15 protein-coding genes are annotated in these 14,284 nt (G+C 58.7%); 9 read left to right on the plus strand and 6 right to left on the minus strand.

The window, feature by feature from the left end; translation table 11 throughout:
- Window positions 1-13: 13 nt before the first annotated feature.
- Both rsxA and metG read right to left on the minus strand, forming a co-directional pair.
- Entirely contained in the window at window positions 14-595 is a 582-nt protein-coding gene (gene rsxA, locus AXW11_RS03730; RefSeq protein WP_007155451.1) for an electron transport complex subunit RsxA, read from the minus strand.
- Between the two features lie 12 nt (window positions 596-607).
- The gene (metG, locus tag AXW11_RS03735) at window positions 608-2,641 is read right to left on the minus strand and encodes a methionine--tRNA ligase (protein WP_041335010.1); all 2,034 of its coding nucleotides are present in this window, start codon (window positions 2,639-2,641) and stop codon (window positions 608-610) included.
- Window positions 2,642-2,821: 180 nt separating this feature from the next.
- On the opposite strand from metG, the gene apbC reads away from it, so the two are divergent.
- From apbC to AXW11_RS03755, 4 genes are all read left to right on the plus strand, one after another.
- Complete coding sequence (apbC, locus tag AXW11_RS03740) at window positions 2,822-3,922, plus strand: iron-sulfur cluster carrier protein ApbC (RefSeq protein ID WP_091643934.1); 1,101 nt, start codon at window positions 2,822-2,824, stop codon at window positions 3,920-3,922.
- A gap of 267 nt (window positions 3,923-4,189) precedes the next feature.
- The gene (gene dcd / locus AXW11_RS03745; protein WP_007155426.1) at window positions 4,190-4,756 is read left to right on the plus strand and encodes a dCTP deaminase; all 567 of its coding nucleotides are present in this window, start codon (window positions 4,190-4,192) and stop codon (window positions 4,754-4,756) included.
- A 55-nt stretch (window positions 4,757-4,811) separates the two neighbouring features.
- On the plus strand, window positions 4,812-5,411 hold the full coding sequence (locus tag AXW11_RS03750) for a YjaG family protein (protein ID WP_091643931.1): 600 nt from the start codon (window positions 4,812-4,814) through the stop codon (window positions 5,409-5,411).
- A gap of 69 nt (window positions 5,412-5,480) precedes the next feature.
- The gene (locus tag AXW11_RS03755) at window positions 5,481-6,752 is read left to right on the plus strand and encodes a valine--pyruvate transaminase (RefSeq protein ID WP_091643928.1); all 1,272 of its coding nucleotides are present in this window, start codon (window positions 5,481-5,483) and stop codon (window positions 6,750-6,752) included.
- A gap of 9 nt (window positions 6,753-6,761) precedes the next feature.
- On the opposite strand, the gene AXW11_RS03760 is transcribed toward AXW11_RS03755, so the two are convergent.
- From AXW11_RS03760 to purM, 3 genes are all read right to left on the minus strand, one after another.
- On the minus strand, window positions 6,762-7,502 hold the full coding sequence (locus tag AXW11_RS03760; protein WP_091643925.1) for a DUF3108 domain-containing protein: 741 nt from the start codon (window positions 7,500-7,502) through the stop codon (window positions 6,762-6,764).
- An 83-nt stretch (window positions 7,503-7,585) separates the two neighbouring features.
- Complete coding sequence (purN, locus tag AXW11_RS03765; RefSeq protein WP_085681091.1) at window positions 7,586-8,266, minus strand: phosphoribosylglycinamide formyltransferase; 681 nt, start codon at window positions 8,264-8,266, stop codon at window positions 7,586-7,588.
- Complete coding sequence (gene purM / locus AXW11_RS03770) at window positions 8,263-9,327, minus strand: phosphoribosylformylglycinamidine cyclo-ligase (RefSeq protein WP_091643922.1); 1,065 nt, start codon at window positions 9,325-9,327, stop codon at window positions 8,263-8,265. The genes purN and purM overlap by 4 nt, the downstream gene beginning before the upstream one ends.
- Before the next feature lie 222 nt (window positions 9,328-9,549).
- Between purM and AXW11_RS03775 the strand changes: the two genes are divergently transcribed.
- Genes AXW11_RS03775 through AXW11_RS03795 form a run of 5 tightly spaced genes read left to right on the plus strand, consistent with a single transcriptional unit; the run spans window position 9,550 to window position 13,323 of the window.
- Window positions 9,550-10,848: a DUF2066 domain-containing protein gene (locus AXW11_RS03775; RefSeq protein WP_091643919.1), complete on the plus strand. Its 1,299-nt coding sequence runs from the start codon at window positions 9,550-9,552 to the stop codon at window positions 10,846-10,848.
- 33 nt (window positions 10,849-10,881) lie between these two features.
- A complete protein-coding gene (locus tag AXW11_RS03780) occupies window positions 10,882-11,439 on the plus strand; it encodes a CDP-alcohol phosphatidyltransferase family protein (RefSeq protein ID WP_036206696.1) in 558 nt (185 codons plus the stop codon).
- Window positions 11,418-12,134 (plus strand): DnaA regulatory inactivator Hda, encoded by a 717-nt coding sequence (gene hda / locus AXW11_RS03785; protein ID WP_041335014.1) that lies wholly within the window; start codon window positions 11,418-11,420, stop codon window positions 12,132-12,134. Before AXW11_RS03780 ends, hda begins: the two co-directional genes overlap by 22 nt.
- 38 nt (window positions 12,135-12,172) lie before the next feature.
- Window positions 12,173-12,970: a ParA family protein gene (locus tag AXW11_RS03790; RefSeq protein ID WP_036206700.1), complete on the plus strand. Its 798-nt coding sequence runs from the start codon at window positions 12,173-12,175 to the stop codon at window positions 12,968-12,970.
- A 14-nt stretch (window positions 12,971-12,984) separates the two neighbouring features.
- Complete coding sequence (locus AXW11_RS03795) at window positions 12,985-13,323, plus strand: YqcC family protein (protein ID WP_041335016.1); 339 nt, start codon at window positions 12,985-12,987, stop codon at window positions 13,321-13,323.
- A gap of 50 nt (window positions 13,324-13,373) precedes the next feature.
- Here AXW11_RS03795 and nadC read toward each other — a convergent pair whose 3' ends face one another.
- Entirely contained in the window at window positions 13,374-14,222 is an 849-nt protein-coding gene (gene nadC / locus AXW11_RS03800) for a carboxylating nicotinate-nucleotide diphosphorylase (RefSeq protein WP_041335018.1), read from the minus strand.
- Between the last annotated feature and the right edge of the window lie 62 nt (window positions 14,223-14,284).

The raw sequence follows: 14,284 nt of genomic DNA on the forward strand, positions 1-14,284 counted from the left end.
TACAAACGCTCCGTCAGACGCTGACCAGACCAGTAAAGCCCAGGAAAGCCAGAGACATCAACCCGGCGGTGACCATGCCAATGGCGGCGCCCCGGAAGGCAACCGGAACATCGGCCACGGCGATGCGTTCACGCATGGCAGCAAACAGCACCAGCACCAGCGAAAAGCCGGCGGCGGCGCCGAACCCGTACAGGACAGACTCCACGAAGTTATTGTTCTTGTTGAGGTTGAGCAGGGCAACACCCAGAACCGCACAGTTGGTGGTGATCAACGGCAGGAAAATGCCCAATACCCGATAGAGCAGGGGGCTGGTCTTGCGCACCACCATCTCCGTGAACTGCACCACAACGGCGATGACCAGGATGAACGTGATGGTTTTCAGGAACGCCAGGTCCAGCGGCTCCAGCAGGTAGGTATACGCCAGGTAGCTGCACACCGAGGCCAGGGTCAGCACAAACGTGGTGGCCAATGACATGCCCATGGCGGTTTCCAGCTTCCCGGATACGCCCATGAACGGGCACAGTCCAAGAAACTGAACCAGCACAAAATTGTTCACCAGTATGGTGCTGACCAGGATCAGCAGATACTCAGTCATCAGAGCGCGCCATTACATAATCCGCATGCCGGGCGTGGCGCCCGAATCCGGTGACAGGATGAAAATGTCTTTTCCGCCGGGGCCGGCCGCCAGCACCATGCCCTCTGACATTCCGAATTTCATCTTTCGGGGCTTGAGGTTGGCCACCATCACCGTCAGGCGTCCTTCGAGGTCCTCAGGTTTGTACGCCGATTTGATGCCGGCAAAAACGTTGCGCTCGCCCTCTCCAACGTCAAGGGTAAGGCGAAGCAGCTTGTCGGCGCCGTCCACGTGTTCGGCTTTGACAATTCTGACGACCCGAAGATCCACCTTCGCGAAATCCCCGAATTCTATTTCATCCGCAATGGGCTCGAGATTGGCTTCCGGGGCCTTCTGTCCTGTCGCTGCGGGCATTTCTTCCTTGGACGCGTCCAGCATTTTTTCGATCTGAGCCATATCCACGCGGTTCATCAGCGGCTTGAACTTGTTGATGCCGTGATTCTCAAGCCGTTGCTCGCGCTTGTTCCAGTCCAGCGGCGCATTCAGGAACGCCTCGGAAGCCTTGGCGGTTTCCGGCAGAACCGGCGCCAGGTAAGTCATCAGCAGGTGGAACATGTTGATGGCGTTGGTGCAGATGGCCTGCAGGTTGTCGTCCTGGCCGTCCTGCTTGGCAATGACCCAGGGCTGCTCGTCATTCACGTACTGGTTGGCGATGTCAGCCAGTTCCATGATTCGACGCATGGCGCGGCCGAACTCCCGGGCCTCGAAAAAGTCCGCGATCTCATCGCCGGCCTCGATAAACTCTTTCAGCTTTTCATGTTCGGTGACGGTACCGAGCTGGCCATCAAAGCGCTTGGTGATGAACCCGGCGCTGCGACTGGCAATGTTGACCACCTTGCCCACCAGGTCCGAGTTCACCCGCGCGGCGAAGTCTTCCAGGTTCAGGTCCATATCGTCGACGCTGCCGGTGAGTTTGGCGGCGAAGTAGTAGCGCAGGTATTCCGGATTCAGATGGTCCAGATAGGTCCGGGCCATGATGAACGTGCCCCGGGACTTGGACATTTTCTTACCATTTACCGTCACGAAACCATGGGCCCAGACGGCACTGGGTGTGCGGAACCCGGCGCTGTGCAGCATGGACGGCCAGAACAGGGCGTGGAAATTGATAATGTCCTTGCCGATAAAGTGGTACACCTCGGCGGTGGAATCCGCCTTCCAGAAATGCTCGAAATCAATGCCTTCCCGGTTGCACAGGTTCTTGAAACTGGCGAGGTAACCAATGGGCGCGTCGAGCCAGACGTAGAAGTACTTGCCGGGTGCATCCGGAATCTCGAAGCCGAAATAGGGCGCATCGCGGCTGATGTCCCATTCCTGCAGACCAGCATCCAGCCACTCGGCCAGTTTATTGGCCACCTGGGGTTGCAGCGTACCGCTGCGGGTCCAGTTCGCGAGAAAGTCCGCAAATTCCGGCAGGCGGAAGAAGTAGTGCTCGGATTCTTTGTCCACCGGCGTGGCACCGGAGACCGCCGAGCGGGGATTGATCAGCTCAGCCGGGGTATAGGTGGCGCCACAGGCTTCGCAGTTGTCGCCGTACTGGTCTTCGGTCTTGCACTTGGGGCAGGTGCCCTTAATGAACCGGTCCGCCAGGAACATGTTCTTTTCAGGATCGAACGCCTGGGTAATCTTGCGGGTGGCGATGTGGCCGTTTTCCTGCAACTGGCGATAAATGTATTCCGAGAACTGGCGGTTCTCCTCGGAATGAGTGGTGTAATAGTTGTCGAAGCGGATGTGGAAGCCGCCGAAATCCTGCTGGTGCTCGTCCCGGATACGGTCGATCAGGCTCTCGGAGGAGATGCCTTCCCGCTCGGCACGGAGCATAATAGCAGTACCATGAGCATCGTCCGCACAAACGTAGTAGCAGTTCTGGCCACGCATTTTCTGATAGCGCACCCAGATATCCGTCTGAATGTATTCCAGCAGATGGCCCAGGTGGATGGGGCCATTGGCGTACGGCAGGGCGCTGGTTACCAGAATATCGCGCTGTTGCTTTGAACTCGCTTGCGTCATGTTGTGGTCCGAACCTTCATTCGTCAGGAGTTGGGCGTTCGCGTTTACCGGCCTTGCTCCGGGTAAAGAACCCTTATGGCCAGAAACGGGCACAAATGATACCTTCCGAGCAGATAATTTTCACCCGAAACACCTGTTTCCGCGCTAATAAATGCGCGTGACGTTAGACCGGAGATTCCGATGGCACAGATTTCACAGCAGGCACTGGAAACCGCCGTACAACAGTACCGCGACCCCTACCTGGGCAAGGACCTGTATGAATTGGGTGCGGTGAAATCCCTGACCGCGGACGACAGCGGCAAGGTCACCGTGATGATCGAATTGCCATACCCGTCCAAAGGCATCGCCGGCGCCCTGAAAGAGCTGCTCACCAACGCCCTCGACGACGTCGAGGGCGTTGAAGGCGTGGATGTCCACGTGGGACAGAAAATCCACTCCCACAAAGGCCAGAAAGACATCCAGTCCGTTCCCGGCGTCAAGAACATCATTGCCGTGGCCTCCGGCAAGGGCGGTGTGGGCAAATCCACCACCGCCGTCAACCTCGCCCTGGCGCTGCAAGCCGAAGGCGCCCGCGTGGGCATACTCGACGCAGACATCTACGGCCCCAGCATCGGTATGATGCTGGGCGTTCCCGAGGGCAAACGCCCCGACACCCGGGAAAACAAATACTTCGTCCCCATGGAAGCTCACGGCCTGCAGGCCAACTCCATGGCCTTCGTCGTCACCGATAAAACCCCCATGGTCTGGCGCGGCCCCATGGTCAGTGGCGCCGTCATGCAACTGCTGCAACAGACCCTGTGGAACGAACTGGACTACCTCATCCTCGACATGCCCCCGGGCACGGGCGACATCCAGCTCACCATCGCCCAGAAAGTCCCGGTAAACGGCGCCGTCATCGTCACTACACCCCAGGACATCGCCCTGCTGGACGGCAAAAAAGGCATCGAAATGTTCCGCAAGGTGGACATATCCGTGCTGGGCGTGGTGGAAAACATGAGCGTCCACATCTGCAGCAACTGCGGCCACGAAGAACCCCTTTTCGGCCACGGCGGCGGCGAACGCATCGCCGAAGAGTACGACACCACGCTGTTGGGCCAACTCCCGCTGCACCTGACCATCCGCGAACAGACCGACGGCGGCACCCCGTCTGTGGTGGCAGAACCCGATTCGGAAGTGGCAAGGCGCTACAAGGATATCGCCCGCCGGGTAGGTGCGGAGTTGTCCACACGAGAGCGAAATCTTACCGGTTCGATCTCCAGCGTGTCCGTCACTGAACACTAGTAAAGCCCGCAACACCAAGAGGTGGGCTGAGCTATAGACCACCACGAAAGCTGGATCGCCAGAACAGACGGGGCCTTCCGAAACTGTGAAAAACATGGATGTTTTTCTCAAGCCTACATGGACGTATCAACGGCGTGTTTCGGAAGGTCCCGTCTGTTCTGGCAGCCCCCGAAGCCAGGAAGCAAATTCAGAACCCAAGCCTTCGACAGTCATTAAGTGAACAGGTAAACTACCGCCTCTCTTTTTTATGGATACGAGACGTCACCCATGAGCATCAAATCCGACCACTGGATTCGCCGGATGTCCCGGGATCACGGCATGATCGAACCCTTTGAATACGATCAGGTCCGCGAAACCGAAAAAGGCCGCGTAATCTCCTACGGCACATCCAGCTACGGCTACGATGTCCGTTGCAGCAACGAATTCAAAATCTTCACCAACGTCCACTCCGCCACCGTGGACCCGAAGAACTTCGACGACAACAGCTTCGTCAACTACACCGGCGACGTCTGCATCATCCCGCCCAACTCCTTTGCCCTGGCGCGCACCGTGGAATACTTCCGTATCCCCCGCAGTGTGCTGACCATCTGCCTGGGCAAATCCACCTACGCGCGGTGTGGCATCATCGTCAACGTCACACCACTGGAACCCGAGTGGGAAGGGCAGGTCACCCTGGAATTTTCCAACACCACCAATTTGCCGGCCAAAATCTACGCCAACGAAGGCGTCGCCCAGATGCTGTTCTTTGAGTCCGATGAAATCTGCGACACCAGCTACAAAGACCGGGGCGGAAAGTACCTGGGGCAAACAGGCGTGACCCTGCCGCGAACATGAGTGGCAGTGCCGCAGGGGCGATTCCGGTAAGCGACATCGTCAGGAGAGAGCCACAGTGAACGCCAATCAGTTTCTGAAAGCTGTCTCACAACTGCAGGGCTGGCGGGAATTTACCTTCCTGATGGCCCTCGCTGAGCGCTCCTTCCCCAATTACGCCCTGTTTGCGGACGCCGTTGGGCTCAAAACCGGTGCGAAAATGCGCCACTTGCTCGATCTTGGCTGGGAAATGCTGCAAAAGGACGTTTCCGAAGCGGCCATTCCCCAATTGCTGGCGAAACTCGAATCGCTGTCGCCAGATGTGAGCGCCTATGACGCTTACGGTGTCTATCCCGCCTTTGATTTTTGCCAGTTGCTGGAACAGGCGTTGCTGAACCGGCTCAATCCGGGCAAGCACCGTGCAACCGACGCCTCCCAGATGGCCACCGCGACCGTCATGAACTTTGTTGAGCTTTCTGAAGGTGAAGATCTGGAAGAAGATGAGCTGGTCAGGCTATTGGACCAGCACCCGCTGATGAAAGAAGACAAGGTATTCCAGCGCGACCTGATCCTGGCCCTCAAACGCCAGCGCACGCCCACCAGCCAGTTTGTTGAACGCATCCACGGCGATGCCGCCAACGACGGTGTGAGCAACCTGGGCATCTCGCTGAGCGACTGACCGGCAGCGCTGCTGGCTCTGGCCTACACTTGGGTGACAATCCGTTCTAATCCGGTACCGAAAAGCATCATGAAACTCTCTTCCTTTGGTCGGAAATTTACCGCGGATGCGGGAATCACCTCCCTGATGGATGACCTTGGCAACGCCCTGGCGTCCGGCGACGACATGATCATGATGGGTGGGGGCAATCCCGGTCATATTCCCGAGATCCAGGCTCGGGTCCAGCAGATACTGGCCGACATGGCCCAAAGTGATGGTGATACGCGCAGGCTGGTTGGTATTTATGACCCGCCCCAGGGTGAGAAGCAGTTCATTGCCTCCTTGGCCGAGCTTCTGAATCGTGAGTATGGCTGGGGATTGAAGCCGGAAAATATTGCCCTGACCAATGGCAGTCAGGCCGCGTTTTTCATGCTGTTCAATATGTTTGGTGGTGACTATGGTGATGGGGTGCACAAGCATGTCCTGTTGCCACTGGCGCCAGAGTACATAGGCTATGCCGATGCCGGTATTGAGCCCGGGCTGTTCCACGCCGTGCAGCCGGATATCTCATTCACCGACGCCCATGAGTTCAAATACCGGGTGGATTTCGATGCGGTTGAGGTAACGGCTGAAACCGGCGCCATCTGCGTTTCCCGGCCCACGAACCCCACTGGAAATGTGGTCACCGACGAAGAGCTGTCCCGGTTGGAAGCCATGGCCCGCCAGCACGACATCCCGCTGATTGTGGATGGAGCCTACGGTACACCGTTTCCAAGCCTGCTGTTTGTGGATGCGAAACCCCACTGGAACGACCAGGTGATCCTGTGTCTGAGCCTGTCCAAGTTCGGCCTGCCGGCCGTGCGTACGGGCATCGTTATTGCGGCGGAGCCGGTGATCAAGGCCTTGTCGGGCATCAATGCCATCATGAACCTTGCCACTGGTAGCTTTGGCGCCATGCTGGCGGAGCCTCTGGTGCGCTCAGGAGAAATCCTGTCTCTCAGCCGGGACGTGGTCTGCCCGTTCTACAAGGCGAAAATGGAGCGGGCGGTGGCGGTGTTCCGGGATGCCATGGGCGAGGACAGCTGTCGCTGGTATGTCCATAAACCCGAAGGCGCCATGTTTCTCTGGCTCTGGTTTCCGGGGCTGCCGATCAGCAGTCTGGAGCTGTATCAGCGGCTGAAAGCGCGGGGCGTGCTGGTGGTCTCGGGGCACTACTTCTTCCCCGGTTTGCCGGAAGACGGCTGGAAGCACCGCCACGAATGCCTGCGGGTGACCTACTCACAGGACGATGAGCGCGTGGCGGAGGGGCTGCGAATCATCGCGGATGAGGTGAAGACTGTCTGGGCGACGGCCAGCCCTTAACTCACCGCTCTAGTGGCCCACCCTGGCGTCGCTGATGGTCAGTTCGTACTCGCTGCCGTCAGGTTCTACCTGGAGGAAGCGAATCAGCAGATAGTCACGCTCCGGCGCGAACCACATCAGGGATTCGCGTTTGCTGTCGCTGTCGCGAACTTTCTCGGCCTTAAGTGTGCGGATGTCGTCGCCGTTGATGCGCACGGTTTCCTCGTCAACGACGGCGAATTTGTCGGTGTCGTAGTCGCCCTTGTCGATGACGCGGTATTCCATCTCGCGCTTGCCGGCCTTGATGTCCTGGCTTAGCTGCAGCTGATAGCCCATGGGGTCCATGGCGCCTTTCTCCAGCTTCATCGAAAACTTATCGCCTTCGTGATGCCCACTGACCACGTTATTTTCCCAGTCAAAATCGATCGCTTCCTCACGGTCCCGGATGAAGAGGCCGGAGAGCTTGTAGCGGTAACGCAGGGGAACCACCTGATTGTCTTCCCAGCGGAAGATCAGCGATTCGTCAATGTCTGCAACAAAGGAATCCACGTCGGTTCTGAAATGCCAGGTGCCATCGTCCCGTTGTTCCAGGATGCGGCGGGCGTCACCATTGAGGGAGATGCCCTTGTCCAGGGAGGCGTTGTAGCTGAGCTTCATGGGTTGGAGGGTAACGTCCTCCTGCTCGTCCGAGGCGTGTGCGAGCGAGGCTCCGAGAAGCAGCGCCCCGGTTAACAGGGCGGGCAACGCTGTGAGGCTGAATTTCAGGGGCATGCGACTCCTCCGGTTGCAATGGCAGATCTGTCACTGAACAGTCTAGCGTGACTGGTTGCTTCCGGAGATGACGATAAGTTTACTCAGGCCGAGGCTGCTGAGTTCTCGTCCGGAAGTACCACCGGTCGATTCAGTGGCTGACCGTCGAACACTACATAGTCGGTGCCCAGTTGAATGCGTCCCTCACAGAACCAGCGCACTACGATCGGGTAAAGCACGTGTTCTTTCTCCTGGACTTTCTCGGCGAGGGATTCCGGGGTGTCGTCCGGGGATATGCTCACTTCTGCCTGGGCAATCACCGGCCCGCCATCCAGTTCTTCGGTGACAAAATGAATGGACACGCCGTGGGTTGTTTCGCCAGCGTCCAGTGCACGCTGATGGGTCTTCAGCCCGGTGTACTTGGGCAGAAGGGAAGGGTGCACGTTCAGCATGGTGCCACGCAGTGCCCGCACGAAATCCGTGGTCAGGATGCGCATGAAGCCCGCCAGGACGATCAGGTCCGGGTTGTGACGGCGAATCTCCGCCATCAGTGCGCCGTCGAACTCCTCGCGGGAACCGTAATGGGTGTGATCCACGGTGAAGGTGTCGATGTTGGCCTGGGCTGCCCTCTCCAGAGCGAAGGCGCCAGGGCGGTTGCACCCTACCGCAACGATCTGGCCGGGAAAGTCCCGCTCCCGGCTGGCGTTGATGAGGGCCTGGAGGTTGGTGCCGCTGCCGGAAGCCAGGACCAGGATGCGTGGGGCGGTTACGGAATCTGCCTTCATGCCGACAACAGCCCTGGCGCATAACGTACTGATGCAGAGGCCGTGGCGTCGTCAGAGGCTTCAATGATGCCGACCTGCCAGACTTTTTCACCCAGAGCGTTCAGCGTATCAAGGGCCAGTTCGCGCTGGTTGGCGGGGATGCATACAACCATACCGACGCCACAGTTGAAGGTGCGGTACATTTCTTCGCTGGCAACGCCGCCGGCATCCTTCAGCCATTGGAACACCGGGGGTAGCTGCCAGCTGTCCGTATCGATGGCTGCTACCATGCCGTCAGGCAGAACCCGGGGAATGTTCTCCGGAAGGCCGCCGCCGGTGATGTGGGAAAGTGCACGAACGTCCACTTCGCGGACGAGCTGGAGCAGGTTTTTCACATAAATGCGGGTGGGCGCCATCAGGGCATCCGCGAGGGTGACGTCGGCAACCATCTGGTTCAGGTCAGCGTTACTGACTTCCAGGATCTTGCGGATCAGGGAGTAACCATTGGAATGCGGGCCGGAAGAACCCAGGGCGAGCAGAACGTCGCCAGCCTGCACGCGGCTGCCATCAATGATCTCGCTGCGCTCTGCCACACCCACACAGAAACCGGCCAGATCGTAGTCGTCCCCTTCGTACATACCCGGCATTTCCGCCGTCTCGCCACCCACCAGGGAGCAGCCGGCCTGTTCACAGCCAGCGCCAATGCCGTCGACAACCTGGGCGGCCACGTCGACATTCAGCTTGCCGGTAGCGTAGTAGTCCAGGAAGAACAGGGGTTCCGCGCCGCCTACTACCAGGTCGTTGACACACATGGCCACAAGGTCAATGCCAATGGTGTCGTGCTTCTGGAGTTGCATGGCGAGTCGAAGCTTGGTGCCGACGCCGTCGGTGCCTGATACCAGCACCGGCTCATTGTAGCCAGGGGGAATAGCCACCATGGCGCCAAAGCCACCGAGGCCGCCAAGGACTTCCGGGCGACGTGTGCGCGCCGCGGTATTCTTGATGCGGTCGACGAGTTCGTTACCGGCATCAATATCAACGCCGGCATCACGATAGGTGAGAGAGGGCTTCTGTTCGCTCATGGTGTGCTTAACCGTTTGGACAGTGGGACAGGCGGCGGATTTTAACAGGTGCGGAACGGCGCTCCAAATGCAATTGCCCCGTTTGTCATCCTTTAGGCAGTGTGGCGCCGGATTGACTTTCTGCAATCCCGGTTAGCTACTCACACCAGGGGGCTTGGTGTATCCTATGCGCCATTAAGACGAATCGCAGGGTGTTTCATGCCAGACTCAGGAAAAATCTCGATGCAGGCAGCGCGGATAGTCCGTCAGTCACTCCGGTTGTTTGGCGTACTGGCGCTGATGGCCGCGCCAGCGGCAGCTGTTACCGTTACCGGCCTTTACTCGGTGGAAGTGCCCGTCGCTGGCTCGCAGCCACAGGAACTTGAGCAGGGCTATGCGGACGGCCTGAGCCGGGTGTTTGTACGCGTTTCCGGCACCCGCGACGTGCTGCGCAACGAAGGCGTTGAAGAACTCCTGGCGAACGCCGAATCGCTGCTTCAGTCCTACCAGTTCTTACGCTCCGATACGGGAAATCACAGGCTACGGATGAGCTTCGGCGCGGTCGGCGTCAACCGTGCGCTGGCGTCCGCGGATGCACCGGTCTGGGGCGCGAATCGGCCGCTGACGCTGGCCTGGATCGCGGTCGAAGAAGGCGGGCGCCGTACCTTGGTTCATCAGGGAAGCGACAGTACAGGGACGGGCGCCGACGAACAGTGGCGTCGCGTTTTTCAGGACGCGGCGGTTGACCGGGGTTTGCCGGTGGGGCTTCCTCCCGCAAGATACCGGGACGACCGTGAACTGTTGTCGGACATATGGGGACAGTTTACATCCAGTGTTCGCAGATCGTCCGAGGATATGGAGCATGACCTGATGTCGCTGGTACGGGTCAGCCGTTCCGGATCACAGTGGCGTGCCGGATGGGTGTTTGACGGTATGGGGCTGGATAGTACGGAGCAATCGGTGACCGCCGACACGCCGCAAGCTCTGGCTGCTGCCGTGGTCGGGCGCTGGGCGGAAATGTTTGCCGATCGTTATGCGGTTGCGGGCAGTGATGTCGGCGAGTCTCCACAGGTGGACATCGTTGTGCATGGAGTCAGCAATCTGAAGGATTACGCCCGTGTGAATGGGGTTCTCAAAAACCTGTCGCCCGTGGTCGATGCGGGTGCCACCAGAGCGCGGAAGGACCAACTGACGCTCAGGGTTGCCTTTTCAGGGGAGATGGAGCAGCTGAAGCAGTACATTGCCCTGGACCCGCGGCTGGTTCCGCTTTCAGACGCCGAGGTCTCACGCATGCCCACAGGTGATGAGCGTCAACCCGGTGGTCAGGCGCAGGCCCAATCGGTGCAGCAGGCCCCGCAAGGCGGTATTGCACTGGCGGAACAGAGCACGGAGAGCGCTGCGGCCTCCGCCAACCCGCTGTTCGTTTACCAGCCTCTACTGGCAAACGAGGAAGAGTCAGAACAGGCGTTCGAGTCACTCTATCAGGTGCTTCATTACCGCTGGCAGCCTGCCTCCATCGTCGAGTCGGAAGACGGGGAATAATATCGCGGTGTTCGGTATTAGGGGAGTCATGTCATGACGCACCGCTGGCGCTGGATTCCAAATGCGCTGACGTTTTTGCGCATTTTGCTGATTGCTCCTTTTGCGGCAGCCCTTATGGCCAAGGAATATCGTTTTGCCCTGGTGATATTTTTTCTGGCATCCGCAACGGATGCCTTTGATGGTTTCCTAGCTCGTCACTACAACTGGCGAACCCGGCTTGGCGCCATTGCCGACCCATTGGCGGACAAGGCACTGCTGATCACCACCTATCTGATGCTGGCTATAACTGGCGTACTCCCGGCCTGGCTGTTCTGGTTGGTGCTGGGCCGGGATCTCCTGATCGTGTGTGGTGGGCTGGCGTTTCATTACGGTGTCGGTCGCTTTGAAATGCAGCCGAGCCTGCCCGGCAAACTTAACACCCTGATCCAGATTCTGGTGGCCCTCGCGATCATCATTCTGCTGGCGGATTTGCCGATGCAACCGTGGGTTATGGACGTTGGCATTCTGCTGGTGGCGGCCTCAGCCATTTTCAGCGGTGCGCACTATATCGGCGTATGGAGTCTGAGGGCATGGAGGGCAAAGAGGCAGTGAGTGCGTCACAGCTGGTGTTGGGGGTCAAGCTTCGAGACGACGCCCGTTTTGATAATTTTCATGGTGGCCGGAATGCCGATGCCGCGGCAAGACTTAAGTCTGCCTGCGAGCAGGTTGGTGTTGTACCCGTCATCGCCGTCTGTGGCGACGCAGACACTGGCAAAAGCCACCTGTTGCAGGCGGTCTGTCATCTGGCGGAGCAAAACCAACAGAGTGCAGTTTGTGTCAGCATGGAGGAGTTGTTGCCCTTGGGGCCCGACTCGCTCTCAGGGCTGGAAGGCCAGTCAGTGATCTGCCTGGATGACCTGGATCTCATTGCGGGCCAGGAAAACTGGGAAGAGGCCATCTTCCATCTGTACAATCGGGTGAATGACCATGGGCACCTGATGGTCGTCAGCCTGTCGGAACTGCCGGCGTCGTTGCCATTCGGGTTGCAGGACCTGGTGTCCCGGTTGAGTCATGGCCTGACCATTCAATTGGGCATCTATCGCGACGATGATCGCCTGAGGATACTGATGGCGAGGGCGGAGCAGCGCGGCCTTGTCCTCAGTGATGATGTGGCCGTATTCATACTCAGGCGAGCACCCCGGAAACTGGCCGATCTGCTGGCCATTCTGGATCGCCTGGATGAAAACTCATTACGCGCCCAGCGACGACTGACGATCCCGTTCGTTAAGTCGGTGTTGGGCTGGTAGGGCGTTATATTCGCAGGGAAACTGTCAGAGGAAGCAGCATGAGACGAGTAGTGTTTAACCAAAAAGGTGGCGTCGGCAAGTCCAGTATCACCTGTAACCTGGCCGCGATCAGCGCCGCCCGGGGCAAACGAACACTGGTTGTCGATCTTGATCCCCAGGGTAATTCCACCCACTACCTGCTGGGTAGGCCCGCGGGCGAGCTCAAGGATACCATTGCCGACTACCTTGAGCAGACGGTAGCGTTTACCGTGTTTAATCGGCGCGCTGACGAGTTTGTCCACGCCTCTCCCTTCGACAACCTGTTTGTTATGCCTTCCAGCCCGGAACTGGATTTTCTGGAGCGCAAACTGGAAGCCAAGCACAAGATTTACAAGCTGAGAGAAGCGCTGAAGAAACTCGGTGAGTCGTTTGACGAAATCTACATTGATACGGCGCCGGCGCTCAATTTCTACACTCGATCCGCATTGATTGCGGCGCAGCGATGCCTTATCCCTTTCGATTGCGATGATTTTTCCCGTCAGGCCCTCTACAGCATCCTTCACGAGATTCAGGAGCTGCAGGAAGACCACAACGAAGACCTCGTGGTCGAAGGTATTGTCGCAAACCAGTTCCAGCCCCGCGCCAGCCTGCCAAAGAAGCTGGTGCGTGAGCTGATGGACGAGGGCCTGCCCGTATTGCCGGTGAGGTTGTCCAGCTCGGTGAAGATGAAGGAGTCGCACCAGAGCCGGCAACCGTTGATTCATATGGCACCGAAACATCCGCTGACACGGCAGTATGAAGACCTGTACCGAGTGCTTCATGGCGAAACCGTTGAACTGGAACCCCTGGCAGATTGAGAGTGAGCGTATCTATGGCGAATTCGTCCGACCATACCACCTGTGTCGCGGACAGCCTGCTTCAGATAGAGATTGAGTTGCGGCGAATTGATGCTTGGGAGAGCGAGCCTCCATCGCCAGAGGCGCTGCAGAGTGCCCAGCCATTTGCCGTGGACACGCTGGAGTTTACCCAGTGGCTGCAGTTCGTCTTTGTCAGCCGCATGAAAGTGTTGATTGAGGGCGGTCAGCCCCTGCCTCAGGTGTCAGGTATGGCACCGATGGCGGAAGAGCACTTCAGGGGCAGGGAAGAGTCCGGGGCCGCCCTGATTAGCAAGCTGGAAGAAATGGACCGCCTGCTGTCCGGACAGCCCTGAGCGTGTAATCGTAATCAGACCTGAGCGTGTAAACTGGGCCTCCGGCCGAATCAGTCGTGGGTGTCTAGGCGCATGGACAGGTCCACCGCCCTGACATCCTTGGTCAGTGCTCCGATAGAGATATAGTCGACACCGGTCTCGGCAATCGGCACCAGTGTCCCGCTGTTGACGCCGCCGGACGCTTCCAGCTTTGCGGCGCCAGCCGTGTGAATAACCGCCTGGCGCATATCCTCCAGTGAGAACTCATCCAGCATGATGATGTCCGCGCCTGCGGCCAGGGCCTGATCCAGTTCTTCCAGATTTTCGGTTTCCACTTCCACCGGCCGGCCAGGGGCAAGTCGGCGGGCCTCTCTGACGGCATCCGCAATGGAGCCACAGGCGGCAATGTGGTTTTCCTTGATCAGGAAGGCATCCCACAGACCAATGCGATGGTTATGGCAGCCACCGCAGGTGACCGCGTATTTCTGCGCCAGTCGCAGGCCAGGCAAGGTCTTGCGGGTATCCAGTAGCTGAACACCGGTATGGGCGACACGGCGGGCATGGCCGGCACATGTGGTGGCAACGCCGGACAGCAACTGCAGCCAGTTCAGGGCTGAGCGCTCGGCGGTGAGCAGGCTGCGAGCCGGGCCTTCCATGGAAAACAGCGATTGGCCGGGGCTTGCCTCGTCTCCGTCCTGCACCTGCCAGCTCAGGGTGACCCCCGGGTCCACCTGCCGGAACACCTCCTCAACCCATGCGCGTCCGGCAATGGTTGCGGCATCCCGGGTAATGACATGTCCGCGACTGATGCGCGCTTGTGGAATCAGCATGGCAGTAATGTCGCCATCTCCAATGTCTTCACGCAGGCTTTGTGCAACGGTTTCAATGCGGGACTGGCGAAGCAGTTCGGCTGGAATCATGGCAGAATTTCCGGTTGTTCAGTGGCGGTTTGGAGGCACGTTGGGTGTGCGGTTGTGATTCT

The organism is Marinobacter sp. Hex_13 (genome assembly GCF_001566815.1).
GTDB lineage: Bacteria > Pseudomonadota > Gammaproteobacteria > Pseudomonadales > Oleiphilaceae > Marinobacter > Marinobacter salarius.